This is a genomic window from Eisenibacter elegans DSM 3317 (assembly GCF_000430505.1).
Taxonomy (GTDB): Bacteria; Bacteroidota; Bacteroidia; order Cytophagales; family Microscillaceae; genus Eisenibacter; species Eisenibacter elegans.
Window position 1 is genome coordinate 1 of sequence record NZ_AUMD01000020.1, and the last position, 20074, is coordinate 20074.

Sequence of the window (20074 nt, forward strand, 5' to 3'; positions counted from 1 at the left end):
TTGGTCTTGATTTTTTGCCCTGTTTTATAATCACAATTCACGAGCCAGCCTCTATCTTCATATGCAACTATACGCAGGTCTGTGTAGGTTTCGGTAGCCGTTGTTGGTACAATGACTGGCTCCGAGCGACGTGCTATGTCGGTTTGTTGAACCGTGGGTTCAGTCCGCTTAGGGGCGTTGCCTTGTAAGACTTACAGGTCTTGAAACTGAGTTTTGAGTTGGGCGAATACGACTTTGTCGTAGGGTAGATACCAAGTACGATGGTTTTGCTGTATTTGAGTTCTCCACGCCTTGCCTTCAATGTAGCATCAGGATAAGTACGGATACCTATCTTCTTGCCCTCGTTTTTGTATAAAAGTGGGAAAATCTGAATGCTCACGGTAAAATTCTTGTTTAACTGTGTAATTATACACAATAGATTAATAAATAACAAACCAAATCTTGTCTTTTGTCAATCTTTCAGCATCAGTAGTTTGTCTGCGATTACTTCAGTTACGTATTTTTTCACTCCATTGTTGTCTTCATAGCTACGGGTTTTGAGTTTTCCTTCTATATAGATGGTACTACCTTTTTTGAGATATTTTGCAGCCACTTCAGCCAGTCCGCGCCAGGCGATGATATTGTGCCATTCGGTTTCTGTTTGGAGTACTCCGTTTTTGTCTCTGTAGCTTTCACTAGTAGCCAGTGAAAACTTGGCGATGGCGTAGCCACCCTCCAAGGTTTGTATCTCAGGATCTTTCCCTAGATTTCCTATTAGCATTACTTTGTTGAGCCCTTTCATCAATCAACGATACATATAGCTTATGAAATATCTAACTATTAGGCAGCTTTTTATCTTGGCTCAAGGTTTAACGCCGATTTGATTTGCCAATTATATATCATGTCTCACTGAGCTATGCTGGCGTACGCGGCTAAGGGACATCCGAGCACGAGAGTGCGAAGGATACGGGCGCTAGCCCTACAGTGTAGCCTTGCGGCTTGTCTGCAAGCTACCGCCAACCAGCCTTCCCCGCGCCAAAGACGTGGTGGGGGAGGGTCAAAAAATCAAGCCCCTGTAAGGGTGTTCTTACAGGGGCTTGGGGTTTGTGTGTGGTGTACAATATGCTCAAGTAGCGCTCTAGTAGAGGCGCTTGAGGTTTTTCATCTGCTCGATACGCTGTAGGGCTAGGCGTAGGGCAGCCTCGTGGGTGTTGATGCTTTCGGCCTCGGCAGTTTGGTACAGCTTTGTTGTGATGTCATAGATCTGCTCGGTGTGTTGCATAGCGCGCTCACGGTTGTATTGCTGTATGATTTCGTAATAGACATTGATGATGCCGCCGGAGTTGATTAGGAAGTCGGGGGCATAGAGGATGCCTTTTTGGCGGCATTTGTCGGCGTGGGTGCGCTCGTCTTGGAGTTGGTTGTTGGCTGCTCCGCTGATGATGGCGCAGCTGAGGCGCTCTAGGCTGTCGTCGTTGATGGTTGCACCAAGGGCGCAGGGGGCGTAGATGTCCATAGGTTGGTCATACACAGCGTCTGGTGCGATAACGGTTACCTTGTGTTTGGCCGCAATGGCTTGGAGTCGGTCTTCGTAGATGTCGGCTATGTAGATATTGGCATTTTCTTTGGCCAGCAAGTCTACTAGGTAGCTGCCTACATGTCCGGCACCTTGTACTACGATGCGCTTACCATTGAGGCTTTCGTTACCATACACTTTTTTGGCAGAGGCTTTCATGCCCATGTACACGCCGTAGGCGGTTATGGGAGAGGGGTCTCCGCCGCCACCCATCATTTCGGGCTTGCCCGATACGTGTTGGGTTTGTGTGGCAATGTGTTCGATGTCTCGGGTGTTGATGCCCACATCTTCGGCAGTGATGTAGCGCCCGCCAAGGCTGTCTACATATTTTCCAAAGGCACGGAAGAGGAACTCCGACTTGTCTTTGCGTGCGTCGCCAAGGATTACGGCCTTGCCTCCGCCGAGGTTGAGGCCGGCTACAGCGTTCTTGAAAGTCATTCCACGAGAGAGGCGCAGCACATCGTGCAGTGCGTCGGCCTCCTGGGCATAAGTCCACATACGGGTGCCTCCGGCTGCGGGTCCTAGGGTTGTGTCGTGGATGGCAATGATGGCACGCAGGCCGGTGGCCTTGTCGTGGCAGAATACGACTTGCTCGTGCTCATATTGAGCCGCTTGGTCGAATATTGAAAGGGCTTGCTGTTCTTTCACAACGGTTTGCATGGGCGATTGATGCTTTGAAAAATAAACTTACAACTCTTTGTTTCGCCCTGCAAGTTGTCTTGCCTCTTTCAGACGAAACCAATTGCAAAGATACCGCCTTGGTTTTAGAATAGTGCTATTTTTTGTAAAAAAAATTATATTCCAAATTTTATTTGCCAAAGCATATAATCTTTGTTCTATCGGCCTGATAGGATACCTAACCTACGGCGTTTGCAGGTCTTGGCTTTATTTACGATTTTTGCTGCCCGTCAGGGGCGCAACCCTAGTGTGTAGAGGGGTATGGAGGGAGTGTTTTTTTATGGTTTTTTTACAAATGTGCTTATGGCAAATAACTTACTGACTATCTCCGCCGATGGGCGGCCTGTATATCTTCACGAAGACCTCACGGTGCTTTGCCAAGCCTTCGATTGGGCGGCATATTCGCGCTGTTTTGTATTGGTAGATACCCATACGGCGACGCACTGTTATCCGTTTTTGCGCGAGATATTGCCTGCTGATCATCAGCTTATTAGTGTGCAGGCCGGAGAGCTTCACAAAACCCTAGACACCTGCCAGTACATTTGGCAGCGCCTCACTGCCGCCAAAGCCGACCGACGGGCGTTGTTGCTCAACCTAGGCGGTGGGGTATTGGGCGATATGGGCGGATTTTGTGCAGCGACTTACAAGCGTGGTATTGCTTTTGTACAAATGCCTACGACCTTGCTCTCTCAGGTAGATGCGAGTGTGGGTGGTAAGCTAGGCATCGATTTCGATGGCCTCAAAAACCATATTGGTTTGTTTGCCCACCCGGAGGCGGTATTGGTGAGTCCATTATTTTTGAAAACCCTGCCGGCCAACGAGCTGCGTTCGGGTTTTGCCGAAATCATCAAACACTGCCTGATTGCAGATGCGGCTGCCTGGGAGCGACTTCAAGCCCACACCGAGCTCGGCACACTCCCTTGGATGGAATTGATTGCTCACTCGGTGCGTATCAAGGCCGAAGTAGTGGCCCAAGACCCCCGCGAACAAGGCCTGCGCAAGATACTCAACTTTGGGCATACCATAGGCCACGCGCTCGAAACGCAGGCGCTACACAGCCCGCAGCCATTGCTCCACGGCGAGGCCGTCGCGATTGGGATGTGGGCCGAAGGGTTTGTTTCCAAACAGCGCGGTCTGCTGTCTGAGGAGGCTTTTGGGCAAGTCGATCAGGCGCTTCGTTGCTGGTATCCATCCCAGCAGCTCAGCGAAGAGGGTATCCGCCAGGCGCTCCCGCTGATGCTCCACGACAAGAAAAACAGCCGCCAAACGATTATGGCCACCTTGCTCGATGGTATCGGCAAGGCCATCTATGACCAGCCGCTGACGATAGAAGAAGCCCAGCAGGCGCTAGAGGCTTATGTAGCTTTGGGCAAATAAGTATGCTCCGGGTGGGGGCTGCGTCTTTTGCTCCCGCAGTGCTGGGTCAAAACAGCTGTGTCTGTATGCCTCCTTGTTCGAGATGGAGGAGGTATTCTTTGCGCCAAAGCTCGCCGGCATAACCAATGAGTTGACCTTGGCTACCGATTACACGATGGCAGGGGACAATCACCAACCAAGGGTTTTGTCCGTTGGCAGCGGCCACCGGGCGTACAGCCTTGGGCTTGCCTAGGGCGGCGGCTAGCTCGGCATAGGTACAGGTTTGCCCATAGGGAATTTCTTGAAGTGCGCCCCATACACGGATTTGTAGCGGAGTACCTTCTCCTCCTGCCAGCGGCACGGTAAAGCGCGTAAGCCGGTGGGCAAAATAAGCTTCCAGCTCCTGTGCCAATAGCTGCAACACAGGGTTTGAAACTGTATGCGGCGCTAATGGTGGCGTTTGGGGCTCGTCAAATCTAAGGGCTAAGAGGCTTGTATCATCAGCCTGAGCCAGCATCCAGCCAAGCGGAGTAGAGATATGCAGTTGTTCCATTGTGTTGTACTTGTTTTTCGGCGTAAATTGATACCAAGATGCAAAGTTTTCTCCGCCCGTGGCTGTGTCCACACAGGTATTTACGTACACACACAAAAATACAAAAGCCACCCCAAAGATTTGAGGTGGCTCGTTTTATTCAGATGGTTGAACTTACATAATCAATGCTTGCTGGGCGGCATCGACGGTAAGCGCTTCGGCATTCATCAAGGGGTCGATAAGCCCTTTGGTGCGAGGCAACACATATGCAAAGTAGTATTTCATCGTGTGGATTTTGCTCTCATAGAAGTGCAAGTCGTCGCCTTGAGGGTTCTTGGTTACGAGCGCTTCTTTGGCTACTGTACCTTGCTTGAGCCACTGCCAGCCTACGGTTACGAGTCCGAAAAGCTCCATATAAAGTGTGGCATCTTTCAAGAATAGCTCTACTTGGCCTTTCATCGCAAAGCCTACGAGGTGTTGCGTAACTTTTTGGAGCTCTTGAGCAGATTTTTCTAGTTGCTCTGCAAAAGGCTTCAGCTCGTTGTGGGTTTTGGCTGCTTGGATGTCCTTAGTTACTTCTTGGAAGAAGGCCATTGCGGCTTTACCGTTTTTCATGGTGATGTTACGGCCTAGTAGGGCGAGCGACTGGATGCCGGTAGTGCCTTCGTAGATAGTCGTGATGCGGATATCGCGGTATAGGCGCTCCAGCGGGAAGTCGGTGCAGTAACCACCACCACCAAACACCTGCATACTAGAGCTGACAGACTCCACGCCAAACTCTGTGGGGAAAGTTTTGATGACTGGCGTTAGGAAGTCAAGTAGGAGTTGGTAGCGCTCTTTCTCTTCGCCTTCGGTGGTCAGCTCGTAGTCAGCATATTTGGCTCCTTGTAGAATCAAGCTGATAGAACCTTCGACGATGGCTTTTTGGAAAAGCAGCATACGCTTCACGTCGGCGTGGTTGATGATCAGTGTTTGGGGGGCGTTTGGGTCTTGGCCTTTGATGTCGAGGCGCTGACCTTGTGGGCGCTCGTGTGCATATTGCAAAGCCTCATAATAAGCAGCTGAGGCGATGGCAGCACCAGTAACGCCTACTCCGATGCGGGCTTCGTTCATCATCTGGAACATTTGTGGCAGACCTCTGTGTTCTTCACCTACTAGCCAGCCGTAGCAGTTATCTTCGTCGCCTACTTGAATGTGTAGGGCGGGAGTACCTCTCTGCCCCATTTTGTGGAAGATACCGGCAGTTTTTACGTCATTGTCTACCAGCTGACCATTTTCGGGGCGGTATTTAGGGACTACAAATAGTGAGATACCTTTGGCTCCGGCGGGGCCGCCTTCGATTTTGGCTAGGTATAGGTGTACTACGTTTTCTACACCTTCATAATCGCCGGCAGAGATATAGATTTTTTGACCTTTGATTTTGTATTTGCCCGGCTCACCTGTAGGTGTTGCTACAGAGGTGATATAGTGTAGAGAGCTACCGGCCTGAGGCTCGGTCAAACACATTGTACCTTGCCACTCACCGCTAAACATCTTGGGCAGGTAGGTATCTTGTAGTTCTTTGTTGCCAAATGATACAATAAGGTTAGCTGCGCCGCTGGTCAAGCCGCTGAACATAGTCAGGGCGTTGTTGGCTGCGCTCATAATCAAACCTGAGGCGGTATTGACCGTTACGGGCAGTTGTGAGCCACCCATTTCGAGGGGGGCAAACACGCCGATAAGGCCTGATTCGCCCATCAGGCGGGTATATTCGTGTACTTTGGCGTGTACGGTTACTTTGTCGTTTTCAAGCTCGGCCTGAACGTGATCCATCTCTACGGCAATAGGAGCAGCCACATTGTCGGCGATTTGCTCCGTGCTTTCTAAAATCATGTCGATGGCTTCGGCATCAATATGCTCAAAGCGAGGATGGCTGGTTACTTCGGCTGCGTTGAAGACTTCCTTCATCATAAACTGAAGGTTGCGCTTGCTGATATTTTGTTTTGCCATAATTTTAAAGAGTAACTTGTTTTAAACGCTATTGTCGATACTTTCTATGGTGAATGGTCGATTGAGTACAATAATCTATTCACATATTCATAAGGTAAAAATACAGCTTTTGAAAAGCTCGTACAAGTTTTTGATGCAATTATTATGCGTGCATACTATTTTTTCCTAAAAAAGTACCATAAAAACTTTTTATGATACTATCATACAACGGTTTTTAGCTTTAAAAGTTTGGCCAAATGGCCTAAATAGCTTTTCAAGGCTTTCGATTTCGGCGGGTATTGGCCGGGGAGTTGCCATAGGGGCAATGTCGGCATCCGTTTTTGCAACAGTAACCGCGTTTGAGGTGGTATTTGGCGGTGAAGACATACAGTCCGTTTTCGACATAATAATCTTCTCCTTCTACTAAGTGGCGTGGCATATCCAGATAGGGCGTGGGGGTATGAGGTTTTCTGACGGCGGCCTCTCCATTGGAAGCGCCTATTTTTGGGTAAACAAAATAAGTCGGGCAAGGGTTTGTTTGGGCTGTACTTAGACGAAAAAAACGGCCACAGGTGCACGGATGGTGTTATGGTTTTCAGTGAGCGTACTTTGGTTGGGCAGAGGCGAGGTATCCCAAAAACGGCCACGGATGCACGAATTTTAGTTCCATTCGTACATCCGTGCAAGCCTCCCTAGCTGAAGTGTTATAGGCGCTGGGAGATTTTCAAACAATCATTTAGGCTCTTCCGAGCTGCTTCAACATCCTGATATGAGAGTTGATGGCCTGCCCGAAGGTCTTTTGCTCGTAATATGGTAGTTCAAATTCGGCGGCAGTCTGTCGGACTATTTCGGAGATAGGTTTGTAGTGGATATGGCATACATGGGGGAAGAGGTGATGCTCTACCTGAAAATTCAGCCCTCCGATATACCAAGACAGCAGTTGGTTGTTGCGTGCAAAGTTGGACGTAGTATACAGCTGGTGAACGGCCCAGGTGTTTTCTAGGCTGCCGGTCTCATCGGGTACAGGATAGGTTGTACCCTCTACTACGTGGGCAAGTTGGAAGATAACGCTCAGAATCAGCCCCGCAGTCATGTGTACGACCAAGAAGCCCAACAATACTTGCCACCAGGCGATGCCCAATACATAATAAGGCAATACAAGGGCAAAGGTGATGTACAACACCTTGGTCAGGATCAAGACGGATAGGTCTTTGTAGAAGTCTGATTTCACCTTTACTTTAAAGTCTTTTTGATGGTATTGGAAAACCTTGATGAAATCTTTCACCAAGAAAGAAAAGGTCATCAAAGAATACAAGGGGAAGGCATAGATATACTGGAAGCGGTGGTATTTTTTGAGTGGGGCTTCGGGCGATAAGCGCAGAATCCATTTGGTATCGATGTCCTCATCTACTTCAAACACATTGGTGAAGGTATGGTGTAGGACATTGTGTTGGGTTTTCCAGCAGAACACATTTCCTCCAAGGAGGTAGAGGCTGCTGCCTAGCAGGCGGTTTACCCAGCCTTTGGAGGAGTAGGTGCCGTGGAGGGCATCGTGCATAATCGACATGCCTACGCCTGCCATGCCCACACCCATCAGCAGGGTCAAGCCAAGCATTTGCCAAGGGCTGAACCAGCCGCTTAGAATCAAGAAATAAGGGACGGCATATAAAGACAGCATCACAATAGTCTTTACGAACATCCTGTAGTCAGCTTGTTTTTTGTATTGATTGTCTTTGAAATAATCTTCTACACGCTGACGCAGGGTTGGGAAAAAATCAGATTTCTGTTTGTTAGAAAACCTGAGTTGTTGGTTTTTGGGCCGATTTAGGGTGCTTTCAGCTTTCATCATTAAAGTTTTTGAAATAATAAAACAAGGGGTGGGGTAGGGGTATTGGTGGAGGTTCTTCTGAGGGCATAGACCAACACAGCATTGTGATGTTGGGCAAAGGCTTGGGAGAGCCCTAGCAAGTGAGTTTGCTTAGTTAGAAAGAATGACTGTTAGGGGGGGAGTCAACCGCCGGGCATTTTTGCTGCTCAAAGGCAATATGTAGTGGCGATTATTTGTAAATAGTTATGGTTAAGTATTTTGTGCCTTTTGCAAAGCCTGCACAGTTTGGGCTTTGGATGTATGTGTGTTACTAATACGAAGCTATTTTGAGCCAATTTATCAAGCCTTATTGATAAAGAGCGACATTACTCAGGCAAGGTAGATAATTTATACTATTCTTGCAAGTGGAGCAAATGAATATACTTCTCCATCTACAAAATATCCAAACATCCTTACAGATAAGGCCGTATTTTGCCAAAAAATATACTATTTGTACAAAGCTCAAAGCGCGCTACCTAGCTCCTGAGGGGTGCTGCGGACTTGGGTTTTGTATGTCTGCTCAATAAGCATTACATTTGCTTAACTATTTACCAATTTACTATAGCAACTATGCAAACTGCTGCCCAACTCGCCCAACTGCGCCGCGATTATAGTCTGCGCACTTTTTCTATTGATGATGCGGCTGCCGACCCGCTCCAACAGTTTGACCTTTGGATGCAAGAGGCGCTTCAGGCCGAAGTACCAGAGCCTAACGCTATGACGCTCTCCACCGTTCGCCCCAACGGCACACCCAGCGCCCGTGTGGTGTTGCTCAAGGGCATCGAAGCGCATCAGTTTGTGTTTTATACCAATACGCAAAGCGACAAAGGGGTGCAGCTCAGCCATAACCCTGCCGTAGCCCTGACCTTCCTCTGGCTCGAATTGGAGCGCCAAGTGCGTATTGAAGGTACGGCAACCTTGCTAGACGAGGCCACCGCCACGGCCTACTTCCAAAGCCGCCCACGTGAGAGTCAGCTAGGTGCTTGGGCTTCGCCACAAAGCCGGCATATCCCGGGGCGGAAGTTTTTGGAGCAGAACTTTGCCGAGATGCAAGCCCAGTTTGCCGCCGAAGACCTGATTCCTAAACCTGATTTTTGGGGGGGATACCAAGTCAAACCTACCCGTATAGAGTTTTGGCAAGGCCGTAGCAGCCGCTTACACGACCGCGTCCTCTATACAATTGATGCTCAGGGGCAATGGCAAAAACAACTGCTTGCACCCTAAGCGCTGAGGCTCATTTGGAGGTAAAATGAGACTTAGCCTACAGGGTTTGAAAAATATCCAGTGGCCTGAGGATTTCCTTAACTAAACGAAGCCCGAAACTCCAATGGTGTCAGGCCGGTTTTGTTTTTAAATAACTTGCTAAAAGACTGTGGGTATTCAAAGCCTAATTGGTAGGCTATTTCGCTGACAGTCAAACCCGTAGTAGTTAAAATCTCTTTGGCTTTTTCAATCAGTTTTTCGTGGATATGCTGTTGGGTGTTTCTTCCTGTAATATTGCGCAACATATCACTTAAATAAGCAGACGAAACACTCAGCTCGCTGGCTAATTTTTCGACAGTTGGCAATGTCAAATCTGAATTATTGGCAAAATGATGCCCCAAGATGCTTTCAAAATTTATGAGCAGGTCATTGCTTGCCATTTTCCGAGTGATAAACTGCCTGTTATAAAAGCGATTGCAATAACTCAGGAGCAACTCGATATTCGATACAATGACATCTTGGCTGAAATTATCTATTCTTGAACTGATTTCTTTTTGGATGTTTTGTACCAACGTTTCTATTGTTTTTTCTTCTTCCTCCGAAAGATGCAGCGCTTCGTTTGCTGCATACGAAAAGAAGCCATAATTTTTGATTGTCTTACTCAATGGATATTGCCGAATCAAGTCGGGATGAAATATGAGCGACCAACCTACACTTTTGTTCATCTCCTCCTTGTCTATGCTGATAATTTGGCCGGGGGCAAGAAAAGACATCGTTCCTTCGTCAAAATCATAATTTGTTTTCCCGTATTTCAGTACCCCTTTGAAGTTCTTTTTGATGGTCGCATTGTAAAACTCAAATAGTAATTTTTGAGTTTGATGCAAGATTTTCATTTGTGCGTGGTCAATGATGGTAATCAAAGGATTCAAAGGGCTCGACAAGCCAAGAAATGTGTGTAGCTCCTTTTGGTCGAGCGTTCCCATATAGCCGAAAAACCCTTTTCCGCCAAAGTTCATTGTACCCAAGCAAAGCGTTGAAACTTTCAAGCCTGTGTTTCCTAAGATTTTGTACTTCATCATTTTAAATTTAATTGTGAAGTACAAAGGTGGCGGGAATAAAAGCGCCGGATGTGTCCAAAATGAAGTCGTTTGTGTTCAAAATGAAGAGCGTAGTCGTTTAGGGGGTTTGTCGCACCACAGGACATTTTTGGAAAAGTAGCTCGAAGCTCCAGCTTCGAGACAGGCCGAGGCTTATTTTGGGGTAAATGAGACCTAGCCTACAGTTTTAACTGTAGGGTTTGAATTGGAAAAGTGCGTGTCAACGCCTAATAATCACAATGTCTCCTGTAAAACTATCAAACATCATCATAATCTGTTTTATAAACAAGGACTTGTTTTTTATGGAAACAGGCTTGATTTGGTCAGATAATGCGATACCTCTCGCTACTAGCTTGATACGGGTGTTATGAAATTCTTTTGGTACTTGAAATGCGAATTTCCCATTGATATCGGTAGCCGTGCCACGATTTGTACCTTGAATAAATATTGTAACGCTCGGTATAGGTTCATACTTCTCATCTACGACAGTTCCATAGATGAACACGGGCACATCCTTTGGTGTCATCAGATTTTGTTCGTAAACCTTGCATTGGCTTTCTTCTTGTTTTTTACTTCCTTGGTCGTATACCACTTGCTGACCTTGTGCTGCTTGCTGCTTTAGGGCTTAACAGTAAGGCTCCGGTAGCTCACCAAAAACTTAGCCAAGAGTCCAATAATAGTCGGGGTAATGAGCTATTCTTTGTCGCTACAGGAGTCAGCAAATTGCGGTTAATTTAATCTGGCCTAAAACTTCCACAAAGTTTTTTCCTTTGTGCTGTGCAAAAAACCTCAACAAGGCTTCATCATCATAATTTCGGAAATCGGTAACGGTTTTCTAACAATTGGCGCAAAAGTACCCTTGGTCGGTTTTGTCCATATTGCTGGTTTTTGGCTATAAGGTTGGGGTACCTGAATTTGCAATACTTTTTTTATTGGTGGGTGTGGCTAGCTTTGTTTAGCGGAGTTGTATCTTTGTTGCGGTGCTAGCCCTGTATTGCCTTGAGACGTGCTTTTTTGAGTATATGGCTTTTGTGTTGCTTTCTCGCCCCGCCGGCGAGTACCTATGGGCTATTGTATGTGCACAAGCGGCAGGTGCGCAAGGCGCTCAAGTGGCAGCTGATTGCGGGGGTGGAGCGTGAGGCCTTGGTCTTGCTCAAGTTTACGCCCGAGGAGGCACGCACACAGCTCCGCTGGAAGCACGCTGGCGAGTTTGAGTATCGGGGGGAGATGTATGATATTGTAGAGACCGCCATCCACGGCGATACGGCTTACTACTGGCTTTGGTGGGATAGGGAGGAGACGCAGCTCAACCGCCAACTGCAGGCCTTGGTAGGCCAAGCGCTCCGCCAAGACCCGGAGCGGCGGGCTGCACAAGCACGTTTTTTTGATTTTTTTGAAACCCTCTACTGTGCGCCACAGCAGCGTTTTTGTTTTGTGGTGTATGGGCAGAACCTGCCGCCGGGTGGGTGCTGTGGGCTAGGTGCCGGGGTGTTGCTTCATCCGCCGCCTTCGCCGCCGCCGGAGTATGGAGGCTGCAACACTGAATATTATTCACTTTCGTCGTTATGGTGCTTATTTTGCCCCCTTGTTGTGGAAACATAGTTAACCGCAAAGGATGCGGGCGCTAGCACCAAAACGCCTTATACAACAGCGACCTAAGTCAAAGTTTTATTGATGACAAACCAAGCACTTGTGTTCGGATAAATACCTGTAGCACAAGATTATGCAGTTTGTAAAATTGTCTTCTTATTTACTAAGCAAAATCAGGATGAAAAAATGTATATTCCTCTGGTTTTGGTTGGGCTTGGTGGCTATTGCCCAGTCCCAAACCATCACCATCATAGACCAAAGCACGGGAGAAGGGCTTGAGTCCGTAACCTTGCGTAGTGAGCGCCCCAAGGCCTTTGCGGTGAGCAATAGCCGGGGCGAAGTAGCGCTTTCGGCTTTTGCAGGTGCCGAGAGGGTGGTTGTGCAGCGCTTGGGCTTCCGAAGCCAAACCTTGAGCTACGAGGAGTTGGCCGCCGGAGACCTGCGACTGGCGCTGGTGCCTGCGCCCACACAGTTTGACGAGGTGGTAGTGTCAGCCACCCGCTGGACACAGACGGCGCAGACGGTTCCCTCCCGCATCGCGACCATTTCCCGGGAGCAGGTGGCGCTCTTCAACCCCCAAACGGCTGCCGACATGTTGGGCAGCTCGGGCGAGGTATTTGTGCAGAAGAGCCAACAGGGCGGGGGCAGCCCGATGATTCGGGGTTTTTCGGCCAATCGCCTGCTCTATGCCGTAGACGGGGTGCGGATGAACTCGGCCATCTTCCGGTCGGGCAACTTACAGCAGGTGATTTCGCTAGACCCTTTTGCCATCGAGAGTACAGAGGTTTTCTTTGGCCCGGGGGCAGTAATCTACGGCAGCGACGCCATCGGGGGCGTGATGAGTTTTCAGACCCTCAGGCCGCAGTTGTCGCTCAGCGACGAGCCCTTGATTAGGGGCGGCGCTGTCAGCCGCTACGCTTCGGCCAACAACGAGCTGAGCGGCCATTTTGATGTCAATATCGGCTGGCAGAAGTGGGCGCTGCTCACAAGCATCAGCCACAACCGCTTTGGGGACTTGCGGATGGGTAGACACGGGCCGGAGGAGTATCTGAAGCCCTTTTTTGTGCAGCGGATAGACAGTGTGGACAGGGTGGTGGCCAATCCGAACCCCTTGGTGCAGACTCCGACCGGTTACTCACAGACCAATGTAATGCAAAAGCTGCGCTTTCGCCCCAACGGGTCTTGGGATTTTGAGTATGGTTTTCACTATTCCGAAACCTCTGAGTACTCCCGCTACGACCGCCTGATAGAGCTGCTGCCCAATGGCTTGCCTCGCTCGGCGGTGTGGAACTATGGCCCGCAAATCTGGATGATGAACCTCTTGAGTGTAAGCCATACGGCCAACAACCGCCTCTACGACCGCGCTACGCTGCGGCTCGCGCAGCAGTATTTTGAGGAAAGCCGTATAGACCGCAACTTTTCGGGAGGGCAGCGCTTCCGGCTGCGCACACAGCTAGAGCGGGTCAATGCCTACTCGCTCAACCTCGATTTTGAACGCAGCCGCGCCCAGCATCACCTCTACTACGGTTTGGAGTACGTGCAGAACGAGGTACGCTCCGAAGGCTCGGCGATAGACATCCGCAACAATACGCCCATCCCTACCCCCGACCGCTACCCCAACTCCAACTGGAGCAGCTATGCGGCCTACCTCAACTACCAATGGCAACCTTCGGAGCGGTTTTTGGTGCAGGCCGGAGCGCGCTACAACGCCTTTGATGTACAGTCGAACTTTGAGCGCCACCTGAGCTTCTTCCCTTTCGACTTCAGCCGCAGTAGCCTGCAAAACGCCGCCCTCACGGGCAGCCTAGGCCTGGTGTATATGCCGGATGAGACTTGGAAACTCAGCGCCAACCTAGGGACAGGCTTTCGGGCACCCAACGTAGACGACATCGGCAAGATATTCGACATCGCCGCTGGAGAGGTGGTAGTGCCCAACCCTGATCTCAGCCCTGAGTATGCCTACAATGCGGAGCTGAACATTGCCAAAATCTGGGGGGAGGTGCTCAAGCTCGACCTGACGGGCTTCTACACATACCTCGACGGGGCGATGGTGCGTCGGCCTTTTGGTGTAGGGGGGCAAGACAGCATTAACTTTGGAGGGGAACGCAGACGTGTGCTGGCCATCCAAAATGCGGCCTATGGCTCGGTCTACGGCTTTAGCGCGGGGTTGGAGCTGCGGCTGCCGTCGGGCTTCGGCCTGTCCTCGCGCTACAACTATCAGCGGGGGGAGGAGGAGATGGACAGTGGGGAGCTGAGTCGCTCCCGACACGCTGCCCCGGCCTTTGGGATGACGACGCTCTCGTACCATACCGACAAGCTGCGCTTACAGCTCTACGCGGTGTATAGTGCCGAGGTGAGTTTTGCCAACCTCAATGTAGAGGAGCGCCAAAAGCCGGCCATCTACGCCCGCGATGCAGAGGGCAACCCCTTCTCGCCTGCTTGGTATACGCTCAACTTCAAGGCTATGTATGCGCTCAGCCCCCAATTGAGCGTCAGCGCCGGTATCGAAAACCTCAGCGACCAACGCTACCGCCCCTATAGCTCTGGATTGGTAGCCCCGGGGCGCAATTTTATTCTCTCGCTCAGGGCGGGTTTTTGAGGTTTTGCCGTCAGTCAACCTTCCAAGGGCTCAAAGCCCTTGGAGGGTTATCAAAAACATCCTGTTGGTAACGGATTATGTCGAAGCATAATGGGCGTTAGGGGAGCAAAACTAATCTTTCGCCGCTGGTGTTACTCGGGTCTTGGGATGCTCAAAGCGTTTTCGGAGCAGGTGCTCTAAGGGCATAAATAGGGCGGCCACACATACATTCACTGCAATCTTAAACAACGGGATGCTTTGTGTGTACTGGTCTACATAGCCTTCTATTTGTACGTTGATGAACTCAACCACTACCAAGAGCGTAATCAAGGTGAGGATGATGGTGAGTGGCGAACGGCGTTTGCGGGTCGTAAAGTAGATAGATGCGCCAATGAGGCTGGAGAAAATAACCAGCTGTATGAGATAAAACCACCAGCGCTCCCAGTAGGGAGGGGCAATGCGAAAACGGAAAGAGGTAGGTATTTCGGAGGTTACGCCGTCGTGATTGTATGCTTCCACAATAAAGGTATAATCGCCGGGTTTGAGGTTGGTATAGTTGACACTACTCAGCTCCGAGAGGGTAGACCAGTCTTTCTCAAAGCCCTCTAGCTTATAGCGGTATCTGACTTTTTCGGGTACGGTAAAGTGGATGCCTACAAAGTCGAAGGTCAAGTGATTTTTGTTGTAGGGCAACACAACAGCGGGTCGTTTTTCGCCACGGGTACTGAGGGGAATGTTGAAGTAGGGGTGGATAGAATCTGCCCGAAGTTTGAGCCAGTCAACTGCTTGAGGATTGTTGCTAAGGCGTACTTCTGTGATGTGTGTGCGTGGGGCAATGGTATTGATGCGGTCTTCTTTGGGTTTGTATTTGACCACACCGTTGAGCGCACCAAACCAGAGGTTGCCGCTTTTGTCTTTGGCCACGGCATTGGGGTAGGTCTGTATGAGTTGAAACCCTTCGAGATAGCCATAGTATTGGAATTTTTTGGCCTTAGGGTCAAACTTTTCGATGCCTGTTCGGTGGCCTGCCCAGAGCTTGCCGTTGTTGTCTTCGATCAGTAGCCAAACCCCCTGCGAGCTAAGCCCGTCTTTGCGGTCATAGCACACAAAGCTATCTGGATCGCCGGGTTTGGCGTTGGGTTTGAGATAACAGAGGCCGTTTTCGGTGGCAAACCAGAGCTGCCCTTGGCGGTCTTCGAGGATAGAGAGCACGAGGTTGTTGGGTAAGCCTTGGGCTGTAGTGTAGTTGGTAAATTTTTTACCATCAAAGCAGCTAATACCCCCATAAGTACCTATCCAGAGCCTGCCTTTGCGGTCTATGAGGGTAGTCCTTACATAGTTGTTGGCCAGCCCTTGAGCGGTAGTATAGTTGGTAAAAGTTTTGCCATCAAAGCGGCTGATGCCCTTGTCGGTACCAAACCAGATGTCGCCCTTGGGGTCGGGCAATACCGTGAAGACAGTATTGTCAGGCAGGCCATCTTCCTTGGTATAGGTACTAAATTTACGTCCGTCATATTTGGACACTCCGCCATAGGTGGCCAACCAAAGGTTGCCTTCGGCATCTTCGTTGATAGCACGGACATAGTTGCTGGGCAGCCCTTGGGCGATGGTATGGTAGCGCACGCTGTCGAGCGCCGAAAACTGAATCAGTCCCTCGCCTGTTGTACCAAACCAAAGCCCGCCCTTGCTATCGCAAAAAACCGCCCATACTGATGTATTCAAGCGCAGCTGGCGGTCGTCATAGGTCTCAAAAGTCTGCACAGAAAGCTTGGACAGCCCCACGTCAGTGCCCACCCAGAGGTTGCGCCCGCTATCGCGGAGCATACAGTTGATTTCGTTGCCGGTTAGGCCGTTTTGTGTCCTCAAGAAAGGCTGAAACTTATTATTCTCAGGCTGATAAAGTACGACTCCGGCGGCGGTGGCAATCAAGATGCGCTTGTTTTGCTCTTCTATCACATACCAAACCAAGTTGGTTGGCAGCCCGTCTTTGATGGTATAACTTTTAAACTTGCCATTGCTATACAGGCCAACCCCGGCAGAGGTCGAAATCCAAATACGCAATTGGCTGTCGCGGTAGAGGTGGTTGATGGTTCGGGAAGGCAGGCCATTCTGTTCGTCATATACCATAAAACTACGCCCATTGAATACGTGGATGCCCTCAGAGGTTGCAAACCATACGTTTTTTTGGCTGTCTTCGGTGATAGACCAGATGTGGGTATCGCGCAAGCCATTGGCTCCGCTGTAGTTGGTATAGCCTTTTGCGTCGAGGCGGGTGATGCCGTCGGCAGTGCCAAACCAATAATTGCCATAGCTGTCTTGGTAGATACAGGTAATGTCATCGCTGATGAGGCCATCGGCCTTGTTGAGGGTTTTGAAGCGCTTGCCATCGAAGCGCCCAATACCGGCGCGGGTGCCTACCCAGAGCTGCTTTTGGTTGTCAATGAAGATACAGCTGATGTTGTTGCTGGGCAGTCCGTGTTCGGTCGTAAAAGTTTCAAATTTGCGCCCATCAAAACGGCTGACTCCCCCTTGGGTCGCAATCCAGATATAACCCAAATGGTCTTCGACCACACTCCGAACGGTCGACTCCGGCATCCCGTCTATCAGACTGTAGTTGCGTATAGGTAATATTTGCCCACAAACCGTAGCACTCGCTCCCAATACCAAACTCCAGAGGCATATAACATAAAAAAATGGCCACTTTATATATTTCATAGCATAATTTGACTTAAAGTCCTCCTGAGGGGGTTTGTACCTTATGTACAAAGATAGCACATTATTGACGAACCATCCACAAAGCCGTGATGCGCCGGTCGTAGCTAGAGAACGGTTGGTCGAATAGTATCTATATTGTTTTTGTTGAAAATTATTTTGAAATAACAAAAGCAGTCGACCTAACACATCAGCAGAAGCCAAACTTTAGCTTGTCCCGGAGCTAAAGCTTCGAACTACTTTTTTAAAAATGTCTAGTGGTGTGGCCAAAAAGTCTAACTCCAGAACCAAAACAAGCCTTTCTTAAGAGGTAGAGTATTTTTGATTTCATAAACTTGATGTATAATTGTTTTGGAAGGAAGACACATAGACTTGGATGGAGCTTGCATCAAGTCGGTATTTTCAAGAGCCTTTCCGTCATTTGAGTGTTATTCTGGTATGAATGCTGATTTTTTGAGAATTTTTGGGGTTTGTGATTCATTTTGTATTATCTTGAGCTAAAGTTTTGCTTTGTCAAGACATTCACTAACCCACTTAATCTCCTTAGCTTATGTCATCTACTGCTACATCTTCAACAACCCAAGCCCCGTCCTTGCGCTATGCCTGGTATGTGGTCTTTGTGCTGATGATTGCCTATGTTTCATCCTTTATCGACAGGCAGATTCTGAGTCTGTTGGTCAAGCCGATGAAGCGGGACTTACAAATCAATGATTTTGAAATGAGCCTGTTGATGGGGCTTAGTTTTGCGATTTTTTACACACTCTTGGGCATTCCTATTGGCCGTCTGGCCGACCGTTACAGCCGCAAGCGCATTATCATCATCAGTATTGCGCTATGGAGCTTGATGACGGCGCTTTGTGGCATTACCAAAAACTACACCCAGCTTTTTTTGGCACGTGTTGGGGTAGGGGTAGGGGAGGCAGGGCTTACTCCACCAGCCTACTCGATGATTACAGACTATTTCCCCCCCGAAAAGCTCAGCCTCGCTATGAGTATCTATTCGATGGGGATTTACATTGGTTCGGGTCTGGCGCTGGTGATAGCGGGTTTGGCCATTAAGTTGGCTTCTGTACAAGAAATGTGGGCGCTGCCGATTGTTGGGGAGATTTACCCTTGGCAGATGGTCTTTTTCATCATCGGCCTACCTGGATTATTGATTGCCGCGCTCGTCTTTACAATACGCGAGCCATTGCGCCGCAACCGCCTAGCACAGTCCGAGACGGTCGTACAGCAAAATACCCTCTCACTAGAGCAAGTTTTGGCCTATATCCGCCAAAACGGCCAAGCTTTTTTTGGAATTTCTTTTGCGATGGCTTTTACTTCTATGAGCGCCTACGGAACTACAGGCTGGTATCCGTCAATGTTACAGCGTACTTATGGCTGGACAGAGGTGCAGGCTGGCCTGGCTTATGGTGGAGTCATTACGCTCTGCTGTACCTTGGGCATTTTGGCCGGTGGTATTTTGGCCGATAGGCTAAAGCGAAAGCACGGAGCCATCGCCAACCTTCAAGTATGTATGTATGCCTTTGTAGGGCTTTTGATAACAGGTTGGTGGTATACCTTGATGCCTTCCGGCCAAAGCTCTATCTTGGCCATCACGATTTCCTGCTTTCTGATTGCCTCGCCGCTAGGCGCAGCAGGGGCAGCCATCCAAGAAATGATGCCCAACCAAATGCGTGGGCTAGCGACAGCCATTTACTTTTTTGTGCTCAATATCATTGCGCTTGGCCTGGGACCTACTGCCGTAGCTGCACTGACCGATTTTGTGTTTCAAGACGAAAAAGCCGTACGATATTCGCTATTGACGGTAACCATTGTAGGCAATGGCCTGGCCTTGTTGTCTATGTGGGCGGCTTTCAGGGCCTATCCCAAAAGCCTAGAACGGCTTCAGGTATTTCTGAATAAGGGCAATGCCTAACCATTACACAGCGTCTAGCGGCTTCTCTAATCATCGGGTATTTTTAGACAAGTAACGAAAGACCCAGTCTGACATCAACAAAAAGCCTTATTTTGGTATAAAATAAAGGTTTTTTGCACGCCACTGGATATTTTCAAACCCCCACAGTTAAAACTGTGGGCTAGGGCTTATTTTACCCCAGAAATGAGGGTTTGGCTTGTCTCGGGGCTGGAGCTCCGAGTTACTTTTCCAAAAATGTCTAGTAGTGTATTTCCCAAACCAATTGTGGTTGGGTATAGGGTATATCAACACCAACCCTTCAAAGGCTTCAAGCCCCTGAAAAACTATTGCTTATCAGTCCCGATGAACTAGACGATACGCAATATACAAAGCTAAAAAAGCGCCAAATCGCTACTATACGGTATACGCTTTTTTTCTGTGAACGAATCTTGCTTGATTGTTTAGAAATTGCGTTATTTGTTTGAAATACAAAATTTTATCACGATAACTTATTAATCAAAATTTACTATGGAATCTGATGTATCTAAGATTGTCTTGCTTGGCGGCCTCTTCATCTACCTCATCATTTCGCTGGTTATTGGCGGAGTGATTATTGCCTCACAGTGGGTTATTTTCACCAAGGCCGGTAAACCCGGCTGGGCATCGCTCATACCAATTTACAATATTGTTATCTTGCTCGAAATCGTGGGCAAACCTACTTGGTGGTTGGTACTGATGTTCATCCCGTTCGTCAATATTGCCGTATCAATCATTATTTTACACAATTTATCGCTCTCCTTTGGGAAAGATAGCGGCTTTACGATAGGCCTGGTATTGTTATCGGTTATTTTCTTTCCGATTTTGGCCTTTGGCGAAGCCAAATACATAGGCCCTGCCGGCGGCGAAGGAAGTACATATTAGTAGTATTGAAGCTTCTTAGCGCTACAAAGGCGCGCTTGAGTCAGAAGCTTGTGTACTTTCCAAAAAAAGCGCTCTCCCAAAGGAAGAGCGCTTTTTGCTACAATAAAACGGTCGATAGTC

Annotated in this window: 16 protein-coding genes; 6 read left to right on the top strand and 10 right to left on the bottom strand. The window is 48.9% G+C overall.

Annotation, left to right across the window (positions count from 1 at the left end; translation table 11 throughout):
• Window positions 1-133 precede the first annotated feature (133 nt).
• From G499_RS21990 to G499_RS0107670, 3 genes are all read right to left on the bottom strand, one after another.
• Entirely contained in the window at window positions 134-379 is a 246-nt protein-coding gene (locus G499_RS21990) for a hypothetical protein (protein ID WP_161627715.1), read from the bottom strand.
• 72 nt (window positions 380-451) lie between these two features.
• The gene (locus tag G499_RS0107665) at window positions 452-781 is read right to left on the bottom strand and encodes a single-stranded DNA-binding protein (RefSeq protein WP_026999460.1); all 330 of its coding nucleotides are present in this window, start codon (window positions 779-781) and stop codon (window positions 452-454) included.
• A 336-nt stretch (window positions 782-1117) separates the two neighbouring features.
• A complete protein-coding gene (locus G499_RS0107670) occupies window positions 1118-2215 on the bottom strand; it encodes a Glu/Leu/Phe/Val dehydrogenase dimerization domain-containing protein (protein WP_026999461.1) in 1098 nt (365 codons plus the stop codon).
• Window positions 2216-2536: 321 nt separating this feature from the next.
• Here G499_RS0107670 and aroB point away from each other — a divergent pair, with 321 nt between their 5' ends.
• The gene (aroB, locus tag G499_RS0107675) at window positions 2537-3610 is read left to right on the top strand and encodes a 3-dehydroquinate synthase (RefSeq protein WP_081413723.1); all 1074 of its coding nucleotides are present in this window, start codon (window positions 2537-2539) and stop codon (window positions 3608-3610) included.
• A gap of 46 nt (window positions 3611-3656) precedes the next feature.
• Here the strand turns inward: aroB and G499_RS0107680 are convergent, their stop codons facing one another.
• The 4 genes from G499_RS0107680 to G499_RS0107690 form a co-directional block, all read right to left on the bottom strand.
• Entirely contained in the window at window positions 3657-4142 is a 486-nt protein-coding gene (locus G499_RS0107680) for a methylated-DNA--[protein]-cysteine S-methyltransferase (RefSeq protein ID WP_026999463.1), read from the bottom strand.
• A gap of 153 nt (window positions 4143-4295) precedes the next feature.
• On the bottom strand, window positions 4296-6110 hold the full coding sequence (locus G499_RS0107685) for an acyl-CoA dehydrogenase (RefSeq protein WP_026999464.1): 1815 nt from the start codon (window positions 6108-6110) through the stop codon (window positions 4296-4298).
• 253 nt (window positions 6111-6363) lie between these two features.
• On the bottom strand, window positions 6364-6528 hold the full coding sequence (locus tag G499_RS21995) for a C1orf53 family protein (RefSeq protein WP_161627716.1): 165 nt from the start codon (window positions 6526-6528) through the stop codon (window positions 6364-6366).
• A 297-nt stretch (window positions 6529-6825) separates the two neighbouring features.
• Window positions 6826-7938: a fatty acid desaturase family protein gene (locus tag G499_RS0107690; protein WP_026999465.1), complete on the bottom strand. Its 1113-nt coding sequence runs from the start codon at window positions 7936-7938 to the stop codon at window positions 6826-6828.
• A gap of 588 nt (window positions 7939-8526) precedes the next feature.
• On the opposite strand from G499_RS0107690, the gene pdxH reads away from it, so the two are divergent.
• Window positions 8527-9180 carry a pyridoxamine 5'-phosphate oxidase gene (gene pdxH, locus G499_RS0107695; protein WP_026999466.1) on the top strand — a complete coding sequence of 218 codons (654 nt, stop codon included), beginning with the start codon at window positions 8527-8529 and terminating at the stop codon, window positions 9178-9180.
• Window positions 9181-9257: 77 nt separating this feature from the next.
• Here pdxH and G499_RS0107700 read toward each other — a convergent pair whose 3' ends face one another.
• Window positions 9258-10238 carry a helix-turn-helix domain-containing protein gene (locus G499_RS0107700; RefSeq protein ID WP_245576695.1) on the bottom strand — a complete coding sequence of 327 codons (981 nt, stop codon included), beginning with the start codon at window positions 10236-10238 and terminating at the stop codon, window positions 9258-9260.
• Window positions 10239-10476: 238 nt separating this feature from the next.
• A complete protein-coding gene (locus tag G499_RS0107705) occupies window positions 10477-10848 on the bottom strand; it encodes a carboxypeptidase-like regulatory domain-containing protein (protein ID WP_026999468.1) in 372 nt (123 codons plus the stop codon).
• 422 nt (window positions 10849-11270) lie between these two features.
• Here G499_RS0107705 and G499_RS0107710 point away from each other — a divergent pair, with 422 nt between their 5' ends.
• Together G499_RS0107710 and G499_RS0107715 are read left to right on the top strand one after the other, a co-directional pair.
• A complete protein-coding gene (locus G499_RS0107710) occupies window positions 11271-11858 on the top strand; it encodes a hypothetical protein (RefSeq protein WP_211231599.1) in 588 nt (195 codons plus the stop codon).
• Between the two features lie 166 nt (window positions 11859-12024).
• Window positions 12025-14445 carry a TonB-dependent receptor gene (locus G499_RS0107715; RefSeq protein ID WP_026999470.1) on the top strand — a complete coding sequence of 807 codons (2421 nt, stop codon included), beginning with the start codon at window positions 12025-12027 and terminating at the stop codon, window positions 14443-14445.
• Window positions 14446-14556: 111 nt separating this feature from the next.
• On the opposite strand, the gene G499_RS19135 is transcribed toward G499_RS0107715, so the two are convergent.
• Window positions 14557-17139, bottom strand: coding sequence for a ligand-binding sensor domain-containing protein (locus G499_RS19135; RefSeq protein ID WP_081413689.1), 2583 nt, complete (start codon window positions 17137-17139; stop codon window positions 14557-14559).
• 547 nt (window positions 17140-17686) lie between these two features.
• Here G499_RS19135 and G499_RS0107725 point away from each other — a divergent pair.
• Together G499_RS0107725 and G499_RS0107730 are read left to right on the top strand one after the other, a co-directional pair.
• On the top strand, window positions 17687-19054 hold the full coding sequence (locus tag G499_RS0107725; RefSeq protein ID WP_051296064.1) for a spinster family MFS transporter: 1368 nt from the start codon (window positions 17687-17689) through the stop codon (window positions 19052-19054).
• Window positions 19055-19561: 507 nt separating this feature from the next.
• A complete protein-coding gene (locus G499_RS0107730; protein WP_026999473.1) occupies window positions 19562-19954 on the top strand; it encodes a DUF5684 domain-containing protein in 393 nt (130 codons plus the stop codon).
• Window positions 19955-20074 lie beyond the last annotated feature (120 nt).

Excerpts from the sequence above, each read along its gene's own strand:
- pdxH (WP_026999466.1), top strand. The coding sequence starts at position 8,527 with ATGCAAACTGCTGCCCAACTCGCCCAACTGCGCCGCGATTATAGTCTG.
- G499_RS0107670 (WP_026999461.1), bottom strand. The coding sequence starts at position 2,215 with ATGCAAACCGTTGTGAAAGAACAGCAAGCCCTTTCAATATTCGACCAA.
- G499_RS0107665 (WP_026999460.1), bottom strand. The coding sequence starts at position 781 with ATGAAAGGGCTCAACAAAGTAATGCTAATAGGAAATCTAGGGAAAGAT.
- G499_RS19135 (WP_081413689.1), bottom strand. The coding sequence starts at position 17,139 with ATGAAATATATAAAGTGGCCATTTTTTTATGTTATATGCCTCTGGAGT.
- G499_RS0107700 (WP_245576695.1), bottom strand. The coding sequence starts at position 10,238 with ATGATGAAGTACAAAATCTTAGGAAACACAGGCTTGAAAGTTTCAACG.
- G499_RS0107715 (WP_026999470.1), top strand. The coding sequence starts at position 12,025 with ATGAAAAAATGTATATTCCTCTGGTTTTGGTTGGGCTTGGTGGCTATT.
- G499_RS0107730 (WP_026999473.1), top strand. The coding sequence starts at position 19,562 with ATGGAATCTGATGTATCTAAGATTGTCTTGCTTGGCGGCCTCTTCATC.
- G499_RS0107680 (WP_026999463.1), bottom strand. The coding sequence starts at position 4,142 with ATGGAACAACTGCATATCTCTACTCCGCTTGGCTGGATGCTGGCTCAG.
- G499_RS0107685 (WP_026999464.1), bottom strand. The coding sequence starts at position 6,110 with ATGGCAAAACAAAATATCAGCAAGCGCAACCTTCAGTTTATGATGAAG.
- aroB (WP_081413723.1), top strand. The coding sequence starts at position 2,537 with ATGGCAAATAACTTACTGACTATCTCCGCCGATGGGCGGCCTGTATAT.
- G499_RS0107690 (WP_026999465.1), bottom strand. The coding sequence starts at position 7,938 with ATGATGAAAGCTGAAAGCACCCTAAATCGGCCCAAAAACCAACAACTC.
- G499_RS21995 (WP_161627716.1), bottom strand. The coding sequence starts at position 6,528 with ATGCCACGCCACTTAGTAGAAGGAGAAGATTATTATGTCGAAAACGGA.
- G499_RS0107725 (WP_051296064.1), top strand. The coding sequence starts at position 17,687 with ATGTCATCTACTGCTACATCTTCAACAACCCAAGCCCCGTCCTTGCGC.